The 14,505-nt window shown below is 68.7% G+C and carries 12 protein-coding genes; 8 read left to right on the top strand and 4 right to left on the bottom strand.

The genetic code is table 11. From position 1 onward, the window contains the following. The first annotated feature begins 17 nt into the window (after positions 1 to 17). Genes BI335_RS19625 through uvrB form a run of 3 tightly spaced genes read left to right on the top strand, consistent with a single transcriptional unit; the run spans position 18 to position 4,386 of the window. A complete protein-coding gene (locus tag BI335_RS19625; RefSeq protein WP_094405364.1) occupies positions 18 to 1,277 on the top strand; it encodes a zinc-ribbon domain-containing protein in 1,260 nt (419 codons plus the stop codon). Then, complete coding sequence (locus BI335_RS22225; protein ID WP_094433022.1) at positions 1,274 to 2,236, top strand: hypothetical protein; 963 nt, start codon at positions 1,274 to 1,276, stop codon at positions 2,234 to 2,236. Before BI335_RS19625 ends, BI335_RS22225 begins: the two co-directional genes overlap by 4 nt. A 53-nt stretch (positions 2,237 to 2,289) precedes the next feature. Beyond that, entirely contained in the window at positions 2,290 to 4,386 is a 2,097-nt protein-coding gene (gene uvrB / locus BI335_RS19615; RefSeq protein WP_094433020.1) for an excinuclease ABC subunit UvrB, read from the top strand. A gap of 14 nt (positions 4,387 to 4,400) precedes the next feature. On the opposite strand, the gene BI335_RS19610 is transcribed toward uvrB, so the two are convergent. Next, a complete protein-coding gene (locus tag BI335_RS19610; RefSeq protein WP_208109139.1) occupies positions 4,401 to 5,135 on the bottom strand; it encodes a DUF72 domain-containing protein in 735 nt (244 codons plus the stop codon). A 231-nt stretch (positions 5,136 to 5,366) separates the two neighbouring features. Here BI335_RS19610 and BI335_RS19605 point away from each other — a divergent pair, with 231 nt between their 5' ends. Continuing rightward, positions 5,367 to 6,344: a TerC family protein gene (locus tag BI335_RS19605; protein ID WP_094433016.1), complete on the top strand. Its 978-nt coding sequence runs from the start codon at positions 5,367 to 5,369 to the stop codon at positions 6,342 to 6,344. Here BI335_RS19605 and BI335_RS19600 read toward each other — a convergent pair. Then, a complete protein-coding gene (locus BI335_RS19600) occupies positions 6,341 to 7,111 on the bottom strand; it encodes a helix-turn-helix domain-containing protein (RefSeq protein ID WP_229119702.1) in 771 nt (256 codons plus the stop codon). The genes BI335_RS19605 and BI335_RS19600 overlap by 4 nt on opposite strands. Before the next feature lie 125 nt (positions 7,112 to 7,236). Here BI335_RS19600 and BI335_RS19595 point away from each other — a divergent pair, with 125 nt between their 5' ends. Genes BI335_RS19595 through BI335_RS19585 form a run of 3 tightly spaced genes read left to right on the top strand, consistent with a single transcriptional unit; the run spans position 7,237 to position 8,873 of the window. Beyond that, complete coding sequence (locus BI335_RS19595; RefSeq protein WP_094433014.1) at positions 7,237 to 7,587, top strand: nuclear transport factor 2 family protein; 351 nt, start codon at positions 7,237 to 7,239, stop codon at positions 7,585 to 7,587. 53 nt (positions 7,588 to 7,640) lie between these two features. Then, complete coding sequence (locus BI335_RS19590) at positions 7,641 to 8,426, top strand: MerR family transcriptional regulator (protein WP_094433011.1); 786 nt, start codon at positions 7,641 to 7,643, stop codon at positions 8,424 to 8,426. A gap of 33 nt (positions 8,427 to 8,459) precedes the next feature. Further along, positions 8,460 to 8,873, top strand: coding sequence for a VOC family protein (locus tag BI335_RS19585; protein ID WP_094433009.1), 414 nt, complete (start codon positions 8,460 to 8,462; stop codon positions 8,871 to 8,873). 467 nt (positions 8,874 to 9,340) lie between these two features. Here the strand turns inward: BI335_RS19585 and BI335_RS19580 are convergent, their stop codons facing one another. Together BI335_RS19580 and BI335_RS19575 are read right to left on the bottom strand one after the other, a co-directional pair. Further along, positions 9,341 to 10,009, bottom strand: coding sequence for an MBL fold metallo-hydrolase (locus BI335_RS19580; protein ID WP_094360937.1), 669 nt, complete (start codon positions 10,007 to 10,009; stop codon positions 9,341 to 9,343). Positions 10,010 to 10,025: 16 nt separating this feature from the next. Next, positions 10,026 to 10,970, bottom strand: a complete 945-nt coding sequence (locus tag BI335_RS19575; RefSeq protein WP_094360935.1) for a hypothetical protein — start codon at positions 10,968 to 10,970, stop codon at positions 10,026 to 10,028. Between the two features lie 198 nt (positions 10,971 to 11,168). Between BI335_RS19575 and uvrA the strand changes: the two genes are divergently transcribed. Continuing rightward, the gene (gene uvrA, locus BI335_RS19570; RefSeq protein WP_172421971.1) at positions 11,169 to 14,354 is read left to right on the top strand and encodes an excinuclease ABC subunit UvrA; all 3,186 of its coding nucleotides are present in this window, start codon (positions 11,169 to 11,171) and stop codon (positions 14,352 to 14,354) included. Positions 14,355 to 14,505: the final 151 nt, after the last annotated feature.

Below are 14,505 nucleotides of genomic sequence, written 5' to 3'. Positions count from 1 at the left end.
CGATCAGGAGGTTGGCCGTGGAATGCCCACGCTGCCGTGCCGAGCTGCCCGAGGTCGCACACTTCTGCCACAACTGTGGCCAGGACATGCGCTCTCCGGATCTGGCTCGCCGCAAGTCGTTCGCCGTCAAACCCGATGAACCGGTCGCGTCGTTCGCGCTGGTCTCCACGATCATGCCCCGCGGCGCGGGGGAGCGCCCGCAGACCTATCGGCTGGCGCTGACCATCGCGCTCGTCGCGGCCCTGATCGCCGCGATCTTCGGCGCACTGCCGATCGCGGTGCTGATCGCCGCCTTCGCCATCCCGATCGTCTACATCGTCTACCTCTACGACGTGAACCTGTGGGAGGACGAACCGGTCCCGGTGACCGCGATGGCCTTCCTGCTCACCGCGGTCCTGGGCGCCGGGCTGCTGATCGGGCTCCGCGCCCTCGGCCTGCTCGGGCCGTCGACCTCGGGGCTCGGCCAGACCGGACAGAGCGTCGGCCCGACCGTCAGCGGCTTCCTGGTGGCCGCGCTGCTGATCCCGGTCGTCGGTGAGCTGATCCGCCAGATCGGACCCCTCGTCCTGGCCAGCCGACCGCAGTTCGACGACCTGATGGACGGCCTCACCTTCGGCATCATCTCCGGTGTCGCCTTCGCCACCGCCGACACCCTGGTCCGGCACTGGTCGAGCCTCACCGGCGGGTTCGTCGGCGTCAACGATCCCGGCACCTGGGCCACCCTGATCTTCCTCGAGGGCTTCGTGAAGCCGCTGCTGATGGGCACCGCGACCGGGATCGCCTGCGCCGAGTTCTCCGGCCTGGGCGAGGGATACGACGGGTTCAGCGGGCGTTACCTGCGTGGCCTGCTGGAGGCGATCGCGGCGAACATCGCGTACGCCGGCGGCATCTATCTGCTCGGCTTCCTGGACAACCCGACGCTGCGGGTGATGCTGCAGCTGATCTGGGCGCTGCTGATCCTGGCGGTGCTGGTGATCCGGGTACGCAATGTGCTGCACCACGGGCTGATGGAGGCCGCCCTGGAGGCGACCGCCCGCCAGGGTGTCGGAGGCCTGCCGGGTGCCGGTGCGCAGGGCGACCTCGACTTCTGCCCGCGCTGCGAGATGCCGCTGATCCCGGGGTCGCTGTTCTGCACCGCCTGCGGGACCGCGGTACGGACCCGGAGCAAGGCCCACAAGGACAGGACCGCGGTGGCGGCCCAGCAACCGGCACCACCAGCGACCGACCCCGAGGAACGCGCCCGGAACGCCTTCTATGACGAGGAGGAAGGCAAATGAGCGACTGGAACAATCCCGGCAACAATCCGGCCGGTGGACAGGGCTGGGGCGGCCCGCAGGGCCCGAACCCCGGCCAGCCGCCGCAGGGTCAGCCGTCGCAGGGCGGGTGGAACCAGCCGCAGCAGCCCGGTTACGGACAGGGATATCCGCAGCAACAGGGCTACGGGCAACAGGGCTATGGGCAGCAGGGGTACGGGCAGCAACCCGGATACGGGCAGCAGCAGTACGGGCAGGGCTTCGGCTCGGCACCGGGTGGACCGCCGCCGCGACCGAAGAAGTCCAACGGCACCATCATCGGCATCGTCGTCGCCGGTGTGGCCGTGCTGACGGTGGCCGGGTTGCTGTTCATGATGTTCGCCCCGGCCAGGGGCAACGGCCCCGACATCACCCCGGTCACCCCGCCGCCGGCCCCGCCGACCAGCAGCCCGACGGCGACCAGCACGCCGACCAGCTCGCCGCGGCCGACCCGGACCCCGACGAGTACGCGCACCACCCCGCCGTCCGGCAGCGGGGAGAGCGTCGGCAACGGCCTGACGGTGCAGCTCCCGTCCGGCTGGCGGGTGGCCAGCCGCTCCGCCGACACCTCCACCATCCTCACCGACAGCAGGGGGCGGTTGATGCTGATCAGGACCGGGCGGTCGACCAGCCCGACCGCCTCGGTGGAGAAGGTGAACGACAGCATCACCCAGGACGGCACCAACATCAAGAAGTCCCAGGTCGAGGAGCCCGCACTGGATTCCCGGTTGTCGACGGCCAAGCAGACCGTGACCTGGACCTTCGCCGACGGGTCCGGTTCGGCCAATCTGGGGGCCGTCACGGTGATGGCGGTCCGCAAGAGCGACAACATCGGCTTCTCCGCCACCCTGGCCGCCCCGGCCAAGGACTTCAGCCCCGGCAACCAGCTCGATCAGGACGCCACGGAGATCCTGAAATCACTGGTGGAGTCGACCCTGGCCTGAACCGGAACGGCCGCCGGCCGGCGCTGTCGGAGGGTCCGCGTACGCTTCATTGCATGCGACCCGTGGAAGATGTGCAGCGCCGGCTGGCGCCGTTCAAGGTGCACTCCGACTTCGAGCCGGCCGGCGACCAGCCCGCGGCGATCAAGGAGCTGACCCGGCGCCTGAACAACGGCGAGCAGGATGTCGTGCTGCTCGGCGCGACCGGCACCGGCAAGACCGCGACGGTGGCCTGGCTGGCCGAGCAGGTGCAGCGGCCGATGCTGGTGATGCAGCCGAACAAGACGCTCGCGGCCCAGTTCGCCAACGAGCTGCGACAGTTCTTCCCGGACAATTCGGTCGAATACTTCGTCTCCTACTACGACTACTACCAACCGGAGGCATACGTTCCGCAGACCGACACCTACATCGAGAAGGACTCCTCGCTGAACGAGGAGGTCGAGCGGCTGCGGCACCGCGCCACCTATTCGCTGCTCACCCGGCGCGACGTGATCGTGGTCGCGACCGTCTCCGCGATCTATGGTCTGGGCACGCCGACCGAGTGGGTCGACCAGATGATCAAGCTCAAGGTCGGTGAGGAGATCGACCGCGACTCGCTGCTCCGCCGGCTGGTCGACATCCAGTACGCCCGCAACGACCTGTCCGGTGCGCGGGGCACCTTCCGGGTCCGCGGCGACACCCTCGAGGTGTTCCCGATGTATGAGGAGCTGGCCTGGCGGATCGAGTTCTTCGGCGACGAGATCGAGGCGCTGTCCACCCTCCAGCCGCTCACCGGTGAGGTGGTCTCGGAGGACCAGGAGATGTACATCTTCCCGGCCAGCCACTACGCCGCCGGTGCCGACCGGATGGAGCGGGCGATCAAGGGCATCGAGCTGGAGCTGGAGGAGCGGCTCGCCGAGCTGGAGGGGCAGAACAAGCTGCTGGAGGCGCAGCGGCTGCGGATGCGGACCACCTACGACCTGGAGATGATGCGCCAGATCGGCAGCTGCTCCGGCATCGAGAACTACTCCCGGCACATCGACGGCCGCGCCCCCGGCAGCCCGCCGAACTGCCTGCTCGACTACTTCCCCGAGGATTTCGTGCTGGTGCTGGACGAGTCGCACGTCACCGTCCCCCAGATCGGCGGGATGTACGAGGGCGACATGTCCCGCAAGAGAACCCTGGTGGAGCACGGATTCCGGCTGCCCAGTGCCACCGACAACCGGCCGCTGCGGTTCGAGGAGTTCGTGGAGCGGATCGGCCAGTCGGTCTATCTGTCCGCCACCCCTGGGGCGTACGAACTGGCCCGCAGCGACGGCACGGTGCAGCAGATCATCCGCCCCACCGGGCTGGTCGACCCCGAGGTGATCGTGAAACCCACCCAGGGCCAGATCGACGACCTGATGGGGGAGATCCGCACCCGCACCGAACGCAACGAGCGGGTGCTGGTGACCACGCTGACCAAGAAGATGGCCGAGGACCTCACCGACTACCTGCTCGAACACGGGGTGCGGACCCGCTATCTGCACTCCGAGGTGGACACCCTGAAGCGGGTCGAGCTGCTCCGCGAGCTGCGGCTCGGCGAATACGACGTGCTGGTCGGCATCAACCTGCTGCGGGAGGGCCTCGACCTGCCCGAGGTGTCGCTGGTCGCGATCCTGGACGCCGACAAGGAGGGCTTCCTGCGCTCGGACCGGTCCCTGATCCAGACCATCGGCCGCGCCGCGCGGAACGTCGCCGGCCAGGTGCACATGTACGCCGACAAGATCACCCCGAGCATGGCCAACGCAATCGATGAGACCAACCGACGCCGGGAGATCCAGGTCGCCTACAACACCGAGCACGGCATCGACCCCAAGCCGCTGCGCAAGCGGATCGCCGACATCACCGACATGCTGAACCGCGAGGACGCCGACACCGCCGAGCTGATGGCCGACTCCCGGCTGAACAACAAGAAGGGTGGGCGGACGCCGACCCCGCGCGAGGGCGAGCCGCAGTCCGAGCGTGACGTGAAGAACCTCCCGGCCGCCGAGCTGGCCGGGCTGGTCACCGAGCTCACCGACCAGATGCACACCGCCGCCGGCGAACTGCAGTTCGAGGTCGCCGCCCGGCTGCGCGACGAGATCTCCGAGCTGAAGAAGGAGCTGCGGCAGATGGTGGAGGCCACCAAGTAGGGCGTGCCCGATGATCACCCGGCTGCGGCGATCAGCTCCTTGAGTCGCAGCGCATTGAACGCGGCGTACCCGTGGTTGTCGTTGTTGAAATAGCAGTACGCCGGCCGGCCGCCGCTGGTCAGGGCCCGCAGGTGAGCCACCCACGGCTCCAGCGCGGCATCGTCGAAGGAGCCGCCGTAGCGCCAGTTCGGGTCGCTGTTGTGGAAGCGCACGTACGCCAGCCGACCGGTGGCGCGCAGCACCGGCTCCCGCCCGGCGATCACCGATACGACGAACCCCGCGCCGTGCCGGTCGAGCAGGTCGAACACGCCGTCATCGAGCCAGGAGGGGTGCTGCGGTTCGATCGCCACCCGGATCCGCTCCGGCAGCAGCCCCAGGAAGTGCGCCAGCCGCTCGTCGTCGCGGGCGAGCTCGGCCGGCAATTGCAGCAGCAGCGGCCCGGCGTGCGCACCCAATAGGTCGTGGGTGTGCGTGATGCGCTCGACCCAGTCCTCGGGATTGTTGAGCTTCCGGAAGTGCGTCAGGTAGCGCGAGGCCTTGACCGCCATCTCGAAACCGGCCGGCAGCCGATCCCGCCAACCGGTGACGGTCTTGTCCGCGGGCCAGCGGTAGTGCGAACCGTTGAGTTCGACGGTGTCGAACCGGGCCGCGTAGTGGTCGAGCTGGTCGGCGACCCGGAGCCCGACGGGATAGAAGGTGCCGCGCCAGTGCTGGTAGGTCCACCCGGAGGTCCCGATCCGCACATCCACCGATCAAGGGTAACGACACCCGACCTGCCCACCCGTTGTCCGATTGCTGATCCCGGCGGCCGAAGGTGCATACTGATCCGCGGAGAAGGGGAGTATTCCTGATACGGCGATGTCGTCATCACGGTGCGTCCGGCGGGCGCCCCGGTGTCGTCGATCGAGGGAGCCGCCACGGCGGGCCTCGGTGGAAGAGACCTTCGGGAACGACGCGTACCCGAACGAGAGGCCCCGCCCATGCATGTCACGTCCTATGCCTGGATCATCACCGTCGCGGTGATGGTGACGGTCCTGGCGATCGACGTCCTCATCATCGGCCGCCGCCCACACGAACCATCGATGAAGGAGTGCGGGATCTTCATCGCGCTCTACGTGCTGCTCGCGATCGTGTTCGGCTTCGGGGTCTGGGGGATCTCCGGGCCGCAGTACGCGGGGGAGTTCTTCGCGGGCTGGCTGACCGAATATTCACTGTCGGTCGACAACCTGTTCATCTTCATCATCATCATGACCAAGATGAAGGTGCCCCGGCATCTGCAGCAGTTCGCGCTGATCGTCGGCATCATCCTGGCGCTGGTCTTCCGTGGTGCGTTCATCGCCGCCGGTGCCGCCGCGATCCAGAGCTTCAGCTGGGTGTTCTTCCTCTTCGGTGCTTTCCTGATCTACACCGCGATCAAGCTGGTCATCGAATACCGGCAGGGTGAGGATCCGGACGCCGAGGAGAACCTGCTGATGCGCTTCGTGAAGCGCCGGTTCCCGGCCACCGACGAGTTCCACGGCACCCGGTTGACCAAGGTCGAGAACGGCCGGCGGCTGATCACCCCGATGCTGTTCGTGATCGTCGCCCTCGGCTCGACCGACCTGTTGTTCGCGCTCGACTCGATCCCGGCGATCTACGGCCTGACCCAGGAGCCCTACCTGGTGTTCACCGCCAACGTGTTCGCGCTGATGGGGCTGCGGCAGCTCTACTTCCTGATCGGCGGGCTGCTGAAGAAGCTCGTCTATCTCTCGGTCGGGCTGTCGGTGGTGCTGGCCTTCATCGGTGTGAAGCTGGTCATGCACGCCCTGCACGAATACGGGGTGGACGCCGCCTTCGGGCTGAACTTCGAGATCCCGATCTGGGTCTCGCTGCTGGTCATCATCGTCACCCTGGCGATCACCACCTTCGCCAGCCTGATCAAGTCCAAGAACGACGAGGATCTGGCGACCGGGGGTTAATCCGCTGTCAGCAGGCGCAGCGCCGCGGCGGTCGATGCGTCACCGGGCAGGAAGGTCTCCAGGTGTACGCCGTCGAGCAGCACGTCGGTGGCCATCGTGAGCCGGGACGCCACGCTGAACAGGCGCAGGGTCTCCGCCCGCACGGTCAGTTCGAGCACGGCGACCGGGCCGGGTGAGTCGGGCGGGTCCTGGCTGCCGATCAGTGCGGCCACCTCCTCGGTCAGGGCCTGGTGTCGTGGGTCCCGGGTCTGGGCCGCCCGATGGCGGAGCTGCCGGTGGAGATGGGCGGACCAGTCGGCCAGGTTCCGGATTCGCGGTGCGAGACCCTCGGGGTGTACGCAGAGCCGGATCACGTTGATCGGCGGTTCCAGCAGCTCGGCCGAGCAGCCTTCGAGGAGCACATCGACGGCGGTGTTCGCGTCGATGACATCCCAGTAGTCGTCCAGGAGCAGGGCCGGATGAGGGAGATGGGCGTCGAGCAGTGTGCGCAGGCCGGCCCAGATCTGTGCGTTGTCGGCCGCATCCGGAGCGCCGTCTGGATAACGGGGTGCATACCCGCCCGCCAGCAGCAGCCGATTGCGCTCCCGCAGCGGGATGGCGAGGTGTTCCGAGAGGTGCAGGATCATCTGCGGTGTCGGCCTGGCCAGCCCCGTCTCCACCCGACTCAGGTGCCGCGTGGAGACCGTGGACACGTCCGAGAGCGCCTGTTGGCTCAGCGCACGGCTCTCCCGCCACTCGCGCAACAGCGCGCCCACGGCATCGGTCATGGGGGACAGCGTAGGGCGGGCCGGCGTCGGCCCCATGACCTCGGAGGTCATGGTGTCCCGGTGCATGGCGGGTCAGGGTCGTCCCATCCCGCACCGCGGGCAATCGACCCAGAAGGAGACCCATCATGGAAACCGTCGTCACCGACTATCTGGCCACCTGGAACGCGCAGGGCGAGGAGCGTTCCGGCCTGCTGGCGCGGCACTTCGCCGAGGACGTGACCTATACCGATCCGCTGGCGGTGAGCACCGGGCGGGACCAGCTGGGCGCGGTGATCGGTGCGGTCCAGGAGCAGTTCCCCGGGATGAGCCTGCGCCCGCACGGGACCCCGGACGGCCATCACGACCAGGTGCGGTTCCAGTGGGCGCTGGGGCCGGCCGATGGCGAACCCGTCGTGATCGGTTTCGACGTGCTCGTCGTCGATTCGCAGGGCCTGATCAGCGACGTGCGTGGCTTCCTGGACAAGGTGCCCGGATGAGCAAAAGGCGCGGCGCTTGACCCTCCCATCATGGGAGGTGCCACGCTGATCGCATGCAGGAGTTGAGCATCGGCGAGTTGGCCCGGGCCAGTGGACTGACGGTGAAGCGGTTGCGGCACTACCACGACATCGGGGTGCTACCCGCGGCACGGACCGATCCAGCCAGCGGCTACCGCTGGTACCACCCGGACCAGGTCGCCGATGCCGTGCTGCTGCAGCGATTGCGGGCCTCCGGGGTGCCCCTGCCGGAGGTGGGGGAGATCCTCAGCTCACCGGAGCGCCGACACGACCTGGTGATCGAGGCGCTGCGGCGTACCCGCTCGGCACTGGAACGCGCCCGGGACCGTGTCGACGAGGCGGCGCTGCTGCTGGAGAGCCTGCCCGAGGTGCCGCTGGCGATCCGCCGGATCCCCGACCAGTGGGTGTGCACGGCGCGCGCCGAGCTGACCTGCGAGGAGTGCCCGGCCTGGTTCGGCGAGATCTTCCCGAGGTTGTACGCCGCAGCGGGCGGCCTGCCGGTCGGCCCGGTCGGCGCCTGCTATGGCACCGCCTTCTTCGAAGAGGGCCGCGGACCGGTGCAGGCCATCGTGCCGGTCGTCGCCGGGACCCCGGGTGCCGAACGGCTGCCCGGCGGCACCTTCGCGGTGGCCGTCCATGACGGCTCCTATGACAACTTCCAGACCACCTATGCCGCGCTCGCCGCGCAACTGCACACCGGCGACGGGAAGCACCGCGCGATCCCCGATGGGGACATGCGTGAGCACTACCTGATCGGCCCCACCGAGACCCCGGAACCGCAGCGCTGGCGCTCCGAGGTCTGCTGGCCCGTCGAACCCTGACCGCCCGCAATCCCCACCACCAGAGGAGAAATCATGCCCGCTCTGTCTGCCATCACCTTCGACTGCCAGGACGTCGCCACCCAGTCACGGTTCTGGTCGGCCCTGCTGGACCGACCGATCGACGCGGGGGCCAGTGAGTTCTTCGCCGGGATCGGCGTCACCCACGGTGAACCGACCGGAAGCCCCGGCCTGCTCTTCCTCAAGGTCGGTAGTGACCGCGAGCCCGCCAAGAACCCGGTGCACCTGGACCTCTACGACACCGATCTGGAGGGTGCCGCCGCCCGGGCGAAAGAGCTGGGCGCCGAGCAGGTGGGCACCTTCGACGAGTTCGGGATCGAGTGGGTGACGCTGCGCGATCCCGAGGGGAACCTCTTCGACATCGGCCGGCCCTCGCGCTCCGGCGGTGGCGCCGGTGCTGGCGAACTCGTCGACGAGACACCGTTCTGAGAGCGTGGATCGAGAAGGTGTCCGACTCACCGGTTGAGTTCGCATGACCTGCGGAATTTGCGGCTCGATCGCGGAATCGGCCGATCTGGGCACTGATCGGGAATCGAGCCGCAAATTTCGGCGGGCCGAGCGGGGCGCCCGGGGCCACCTGCTCCCCGGTCCGACTCGCTCGCTCATCTCGACCCGCGATGAGCGCGCGCGGTCGGCCTGCGGGACCCACTCCGCGTACCAACTTCCACTCTGCGTACCAACTTTCACTCTGCGGCTTGCATGCAGGCCGCAGAGTGAGAGATAGGCCGTGGGAGTGGGTGGCGGCCCGGGCGGCCCGATGGTTTCGACTCGCTCGTTCCTCGCTCGCTCAACCAACGGAGTGGGAGGGCTCGTTCCTCGCTCAACCAAGGGAGGGCTCATCTCGACACGCTGACCCGGCTCCGCTTCGCTGCGCCGGGTCAGCTACTCGATGAGCGTCAGTAGCCGCGCTCGCGCCACTCACCCAGCTGCGGGCGTTCGGCACCGAGGGTGGTGCTGTCGCCGTGACCGGGATGCACCGCGGTGTCATCGTCGTACACCCCGAAGATCCGTTCCTCGAGGTCGTCCATCAGCGAGGTGAAGTCCTCCGGGTTGCCCGTCTTGCCGGGGCCACCGGGGAACAACGAATCACCGGTCAGCAACTGGATCTGCCCACCTCCCGGCGGGCGGTAGGCGAGTGCGATGGCACCGGGGGTGTGGCCGACCAGGCCGATCACCGCCAACTGTTCGCCGCCGGGCAGCGCCACGGTGTCACCGGTCCAGACCGGGTCGCTGGACACCCCGGTCCGCTCGGCGATCGCCTCCTCGTCGGGGCGGCCGGCGACCAGCCGGGCCCCGGTCGAACCGGCCAGCGAGGCCAGCGCCCGGATGTGATCGGGATGGCGATGGGTGGTGACGATGGTGTCCACGGTGCGGCCGGCCAGCACGTCGGTGATCCGGTCGGCGTCGTCGGCGGCGTCCACCAGCACGGTGCCCGAACCGTCGGTGAGCAGATAGACGTTGTTGTCCATCGGCCCCACCGAGAACTTGGTCAGCGTGACGGTGTCGGAGACCGGGATCTCCACCGGATCCCCACCGGGCTCGACATGGTACGCGGGCTGGGTCATCGGGAACTCCTGTCGGTCAGGACCGGGCGTTGGGCAACGGGCGGCCGGCCAGGTCGGTGTAGAAGACCTCGTCGCCCACCTTGAACTCCATCATCGGTGAGTTCTCCCGGACCTGATAGACGGTGACCGTGAATTGCCGCCACCAGTTATATTTCCGGTCGTTCATCACCTGCTTGATGCTGCCGTGCAGCTGCGCCGGATCCAGGGTCGCCGGATCGATCGGTACCGCGTAGTTCAACCGCGCCGGACCGACCCGGGCGGCGAATGGCGGCTGCGCGCCGAACAGCGCCGCCCGCGACACCACGGTCGCCGGGCAGTCCACCAGATTCCCGCACGGCCCGGGCTGCTCCAGTTCGAGCCGGGTGTTCTCGTCATAGATCAACGCCAGATTCCCGATCGGGCCGCCACCGGTGATGGCCTTGAGTTCGCCGAGGGCGGTGGTGATGCCGTCGGCCGAGCGGAGGTCGACATCGGAGATCGGACGCAGGTCGGCGCCGAGCCAGATGTGACGGGAGTTGTCCAGGCAGATCAGATGGGTGAGCGGGCGGCCCAGCTGCAGGTCGACCTCCAGGCGTACGCCCCGCTCGGAGCAGCCGGTGCTGATGTCGGAGGCGGCCAGCGCGTTCGCCGGGCCGGAGAGATCGACGTCCTTGACCCGCATCGGCCGGGCCGCCGGATCCAGCGGTGCGATCGCGGACCGGACCGGATCCGTCGCACCCTCCCGCAGCGTCCAGGTCTCGGCCTGGTTGTCGCGGATCACCTGGACGCTGGCCTCGAAGCTGCTCAACTTCGCCGAGAGGACCTGTTTCGAGTCGGCGGCGTCGGCGATCTGACGGACCACCTGGGTACTGCTCTTCGACTGCAGCAGGCTCCCCGACGGGCGGGCGGCGCAACCCGCCAGCAGCAGAGGGATCACCAGCACCGCGAGCAGGGCCCCGACCGTGATGGAGCGCTTGCGCACGTCGACCTCCTCACCCGCGAACGTGGGAAGAGCCGGACGGCGGGCGGCACCCGGACGTTGGCAGCGTAATCGCTGGCTCGCCGCCCCGGCCGACGCCACGCCACGGGCGGCGGAGTTCGGCCGGATCCGCCTGCTCGCTCAGGGCTGAACCGGTCCCTTTCGGTTTGTCAGACCAGCGCCGTAGGCTCGACTCTCGTGATGGAACGGCTGATCGTCCGGGGTGCCCGGGAACACAATCTGCGCAATGTCTCGCTGGATCTCCCGCGGGACTCGCTGATCGTGTTCACCGGCCTGTCCGGCTCGGGCAAGTCCAGTCTGGCCTTCGACACGATCTTCGCCGAGGGCCAGCGGCGCTACGTCGAATCGCTGTCGGCGTACGCCCGGCAGTTCCTCGACCAGGCCGACAAACCCGACGTCGATTTCATCGAGGGGCTCTCGCCGGCGGTCTCGATCGACCAGAAGTCGACCTCCCGCAACCCGCGCTCGACCGTCGGCACCATCACCGAGGTGCACGACTATCTGCGCCTGTTGTACGCGCGGGCCGGGCGGCCGCACTGCCCGATCTGCGGTGAGCCGGTCTCCAAGCAGTCGCCGCAGCAGATCGTCGACCGGCTGCTGGCGCTGCCCGAGGGCACCCGGTTCCAGGTGCTGGCACCGGTGATCCGCGGCCGCAAGGGTGAATACGTCGACCTGTTCCGCCAGCTCGCCACCGATGGTTTCGCCCGTGCCCGGGTGGACGGCGAGACCCATCAGCTGACCAGCCCGCCGACGCTGAACAAGCAGCAGAAGCACAACATCGACGTGGTCGTCGACCGGATCGCGATCAAGCCGTCGGCGAAGCAGCGGCTCACCGACTCGGTGGAGACGGCGCTGCGGCTGGCCAACGGCGTGGTCGCGGTCGACTTCGTCGATCTGGATCCCAAGGATCCGGAGCGGGAGCGGCGCTACTCGGAGAAGATGGCCTGCCCCAACGATCACGACATCTCGATCGAGGAGTTGGAGCCCCGGCAGTTCTCCTTCAACGCGCCCTGGGGCGCCTGCCCGGAGTGCTCCGGCCTCGGCACCCGGATGGAGGTCGACCCGGAGCTGGTCGTGCCCGACGACTCCAAGACCCTCGACGAGGGAGCGATCGCGCCCTGGTCCGGTGCGCACGTCGCCGACTACTTCGGCAAACTGCTGCGCTCGCTGGCCAGGACCGAGGGCTTCGACACCGACACCCCGTGGCGCGAGCTGAGCGCCGCCGACCAGAAGATCGTGCTGCACGGGGTCGGCGATCCGCTGCTGGTGCGTTACCGCAACCGCTACGGGCGGGAGCGGTCCTACTCGGCGAAATACGAGGGCGTGGTGCCCTACATCAAGCGGCGGCACGCCGAGGCCGAGACCGACACCTCCCGGGAGCGGTTCGCCGGTTACATGCGCGAGGTGCCCTGCACCGCCTGCCGCGGCGCCCGGCTCAAGCCGAGCTCGCTGGCGGTCACCGTCGGCGGCCGCAACATCGCCGAGGTGTCGGACCTGTCGATCGCCGAGGCGGCCGAGTTCCTCGGTTCGTTGGAGCTGAGCCACCGGGAACGGCAGATCGCCGAACGGGTGCTCAAGGAGATCCACGAGCGGCTCCGGTTCCTGCTCGATGTCGGGCTGGACTATCTGACCCTGTCCCGGCCCGCGGGGTCGCTGTCCGGCGGTGAGGCGCAGCGGATCCGGCTGGCCACCCAGATCGGCGCCGGCCTGGTCGGCGTGCTCTACGTGCTCGACGAGCCGAGCATCGGGCTGCACCAGCGCGACAACCACCGGCTGATCGAGACCCTGGTCCGGCTCCGCGACCTGGGCAACACGCTGATCGTCGTCGAGCACGACGAGGACACCATCCGCACCGCCGACTGGGCCGTCGACATCGGCCCCGGGGCGGGGGAGCACGGCGGCCATGTCGTCGTCTCCGGTCCGGTCGACGAGCTGCTGACCAGCACCGACTCGCTCACCGGGGCCTACCTGTCGGGGCGCCGCAGCATCCCGATGCCGACCCATCGCCGGCCCGGCAAGGGCTTGGCGGTGACCGTGCACGAGGCCACCGAGAACAACCTCGACAACGTCACCGTCTCCTTCCCGCTCGGGCAGCTGGTGTCGGTGACCGGGGTGTCGGGTTCGGGCAAGTCGACCCTGGTCAACCAGATCCTCTACACGGCGCTGGCCAAGCGGATCTACAACGCCCGCGAGGTGCCCGGCCGGCACCGGTCGATCACCGGTGCCGAACACATCGACAAGGTGATCCACGTCGACCAGTCGCCGATCGGGCGGACGCCGCGGTCGAACCCGGCCACCTACACCGGCGTCTTCGACCACATCCGCAAGCTGTTCGCGTCCGCACCGGAGGCGAAGGTGCGCGGTTACCAGCCCGGCCGGTTCTCGTTCAACGTCAAGGGCGGGCGCTGTGAGGCGTGCTCCGGTGACGGCACGATCAAGATCGAGATGAACTTCCTGCCCGATGTCTACGTGCCCTGCGAGGTCTGCAAGGGCGCGCGATACAACCGCGAGACCCTCGAGGTGCACTACAAGGGCCGGACGATCGCCGAGGTGCTGGACATGCCGATCGAGGAGGCGGCCGAGTTCTTCGCCGCCATTCCGGCGATCGCCCGGCACCTCAAGACGCTCAACGATGTCGGCCTGGGTTATGTACGCCTCGGCCAGCCCGCGCCGACGCTGTCCGGTGGCGAGGCACAGCGGGTGAAGCTGGCCGCCGAGCTGCAGAAGCGGTCCACCGGCCGCACCCTCTATGTGCTCGACGAGCCGACCACCGGCCTGCACTTCGAGGACATCCGCAAGCTGCTCGGTGTCCTCGGCCGACTGGTCGACGCCGGGAACTCGGTGGTGGTGATCGAGCACAACCTCGATGTCATCAAGACCTCGGACTGGATCATCGACATGGGTCCCGAGGGTGGCTCCGGTGGTGGCCGGCTGCTCGTGGAGGGTACGCCGGAGACCGTCGCCGACACCCCGGAGTCGCACACCGGTCGGTTCCTCAAGCCGCTGCTGGAGGGTCACCACGTGCCGGTCGCGCTGCCCGAGGAGCCCCTGTTCGAGGCGCCCGAGCCGGTGAAGGGTGCGAAGGGCCGCCGCGCCGCGAAGCAGTCACCGAGCACGCGGGCCGTCGCGGCCAACGGGTCGGCGAAGCAGAGCACCGCCAAGCAGACCCCCGCCAAGCAGCCCCCCGCCAAGCAGCCCCCCGCCAAGAAGGCCCCGGCCAAGCAGACCCCCACGAAGAAGGCGGCTGCAGGCAGGGCGACCGCGAAGAAGGCGGCACCGGCGAAGAAGGCCGCAGCCAAGAAGGCCGCCGCGAAGAAGGCGCCGGCGAAGAAGTCGGGTACGCGGAAGGCCGCCGCGCGCCGCTGATGGACCATGCGATCCATCGATTCCTGAGTGCATCCGTCGAGCCCCGCAGCACGCGACGGATGGACCCTCGATTCGATGGATCGCAGCGGAGGGGGCGCAACCGCACGCCGCTGAGCACCGGTCAGTTCGCGGTTGCCCTCCTCGGCAGGCA

Origin of the sequence: Enemella evansiae, from assembly GCF_002250705.1 — a bacterium.
Lineage (GTDB): Bacteria > Actinomycetota > Actinomycetes > Propionibacteriales > Propionibacteriaceae > Enemella > Enemella evansiae.
This window is presented reverse-complemented; position numbering and strand designations above follow the sequence as displayed.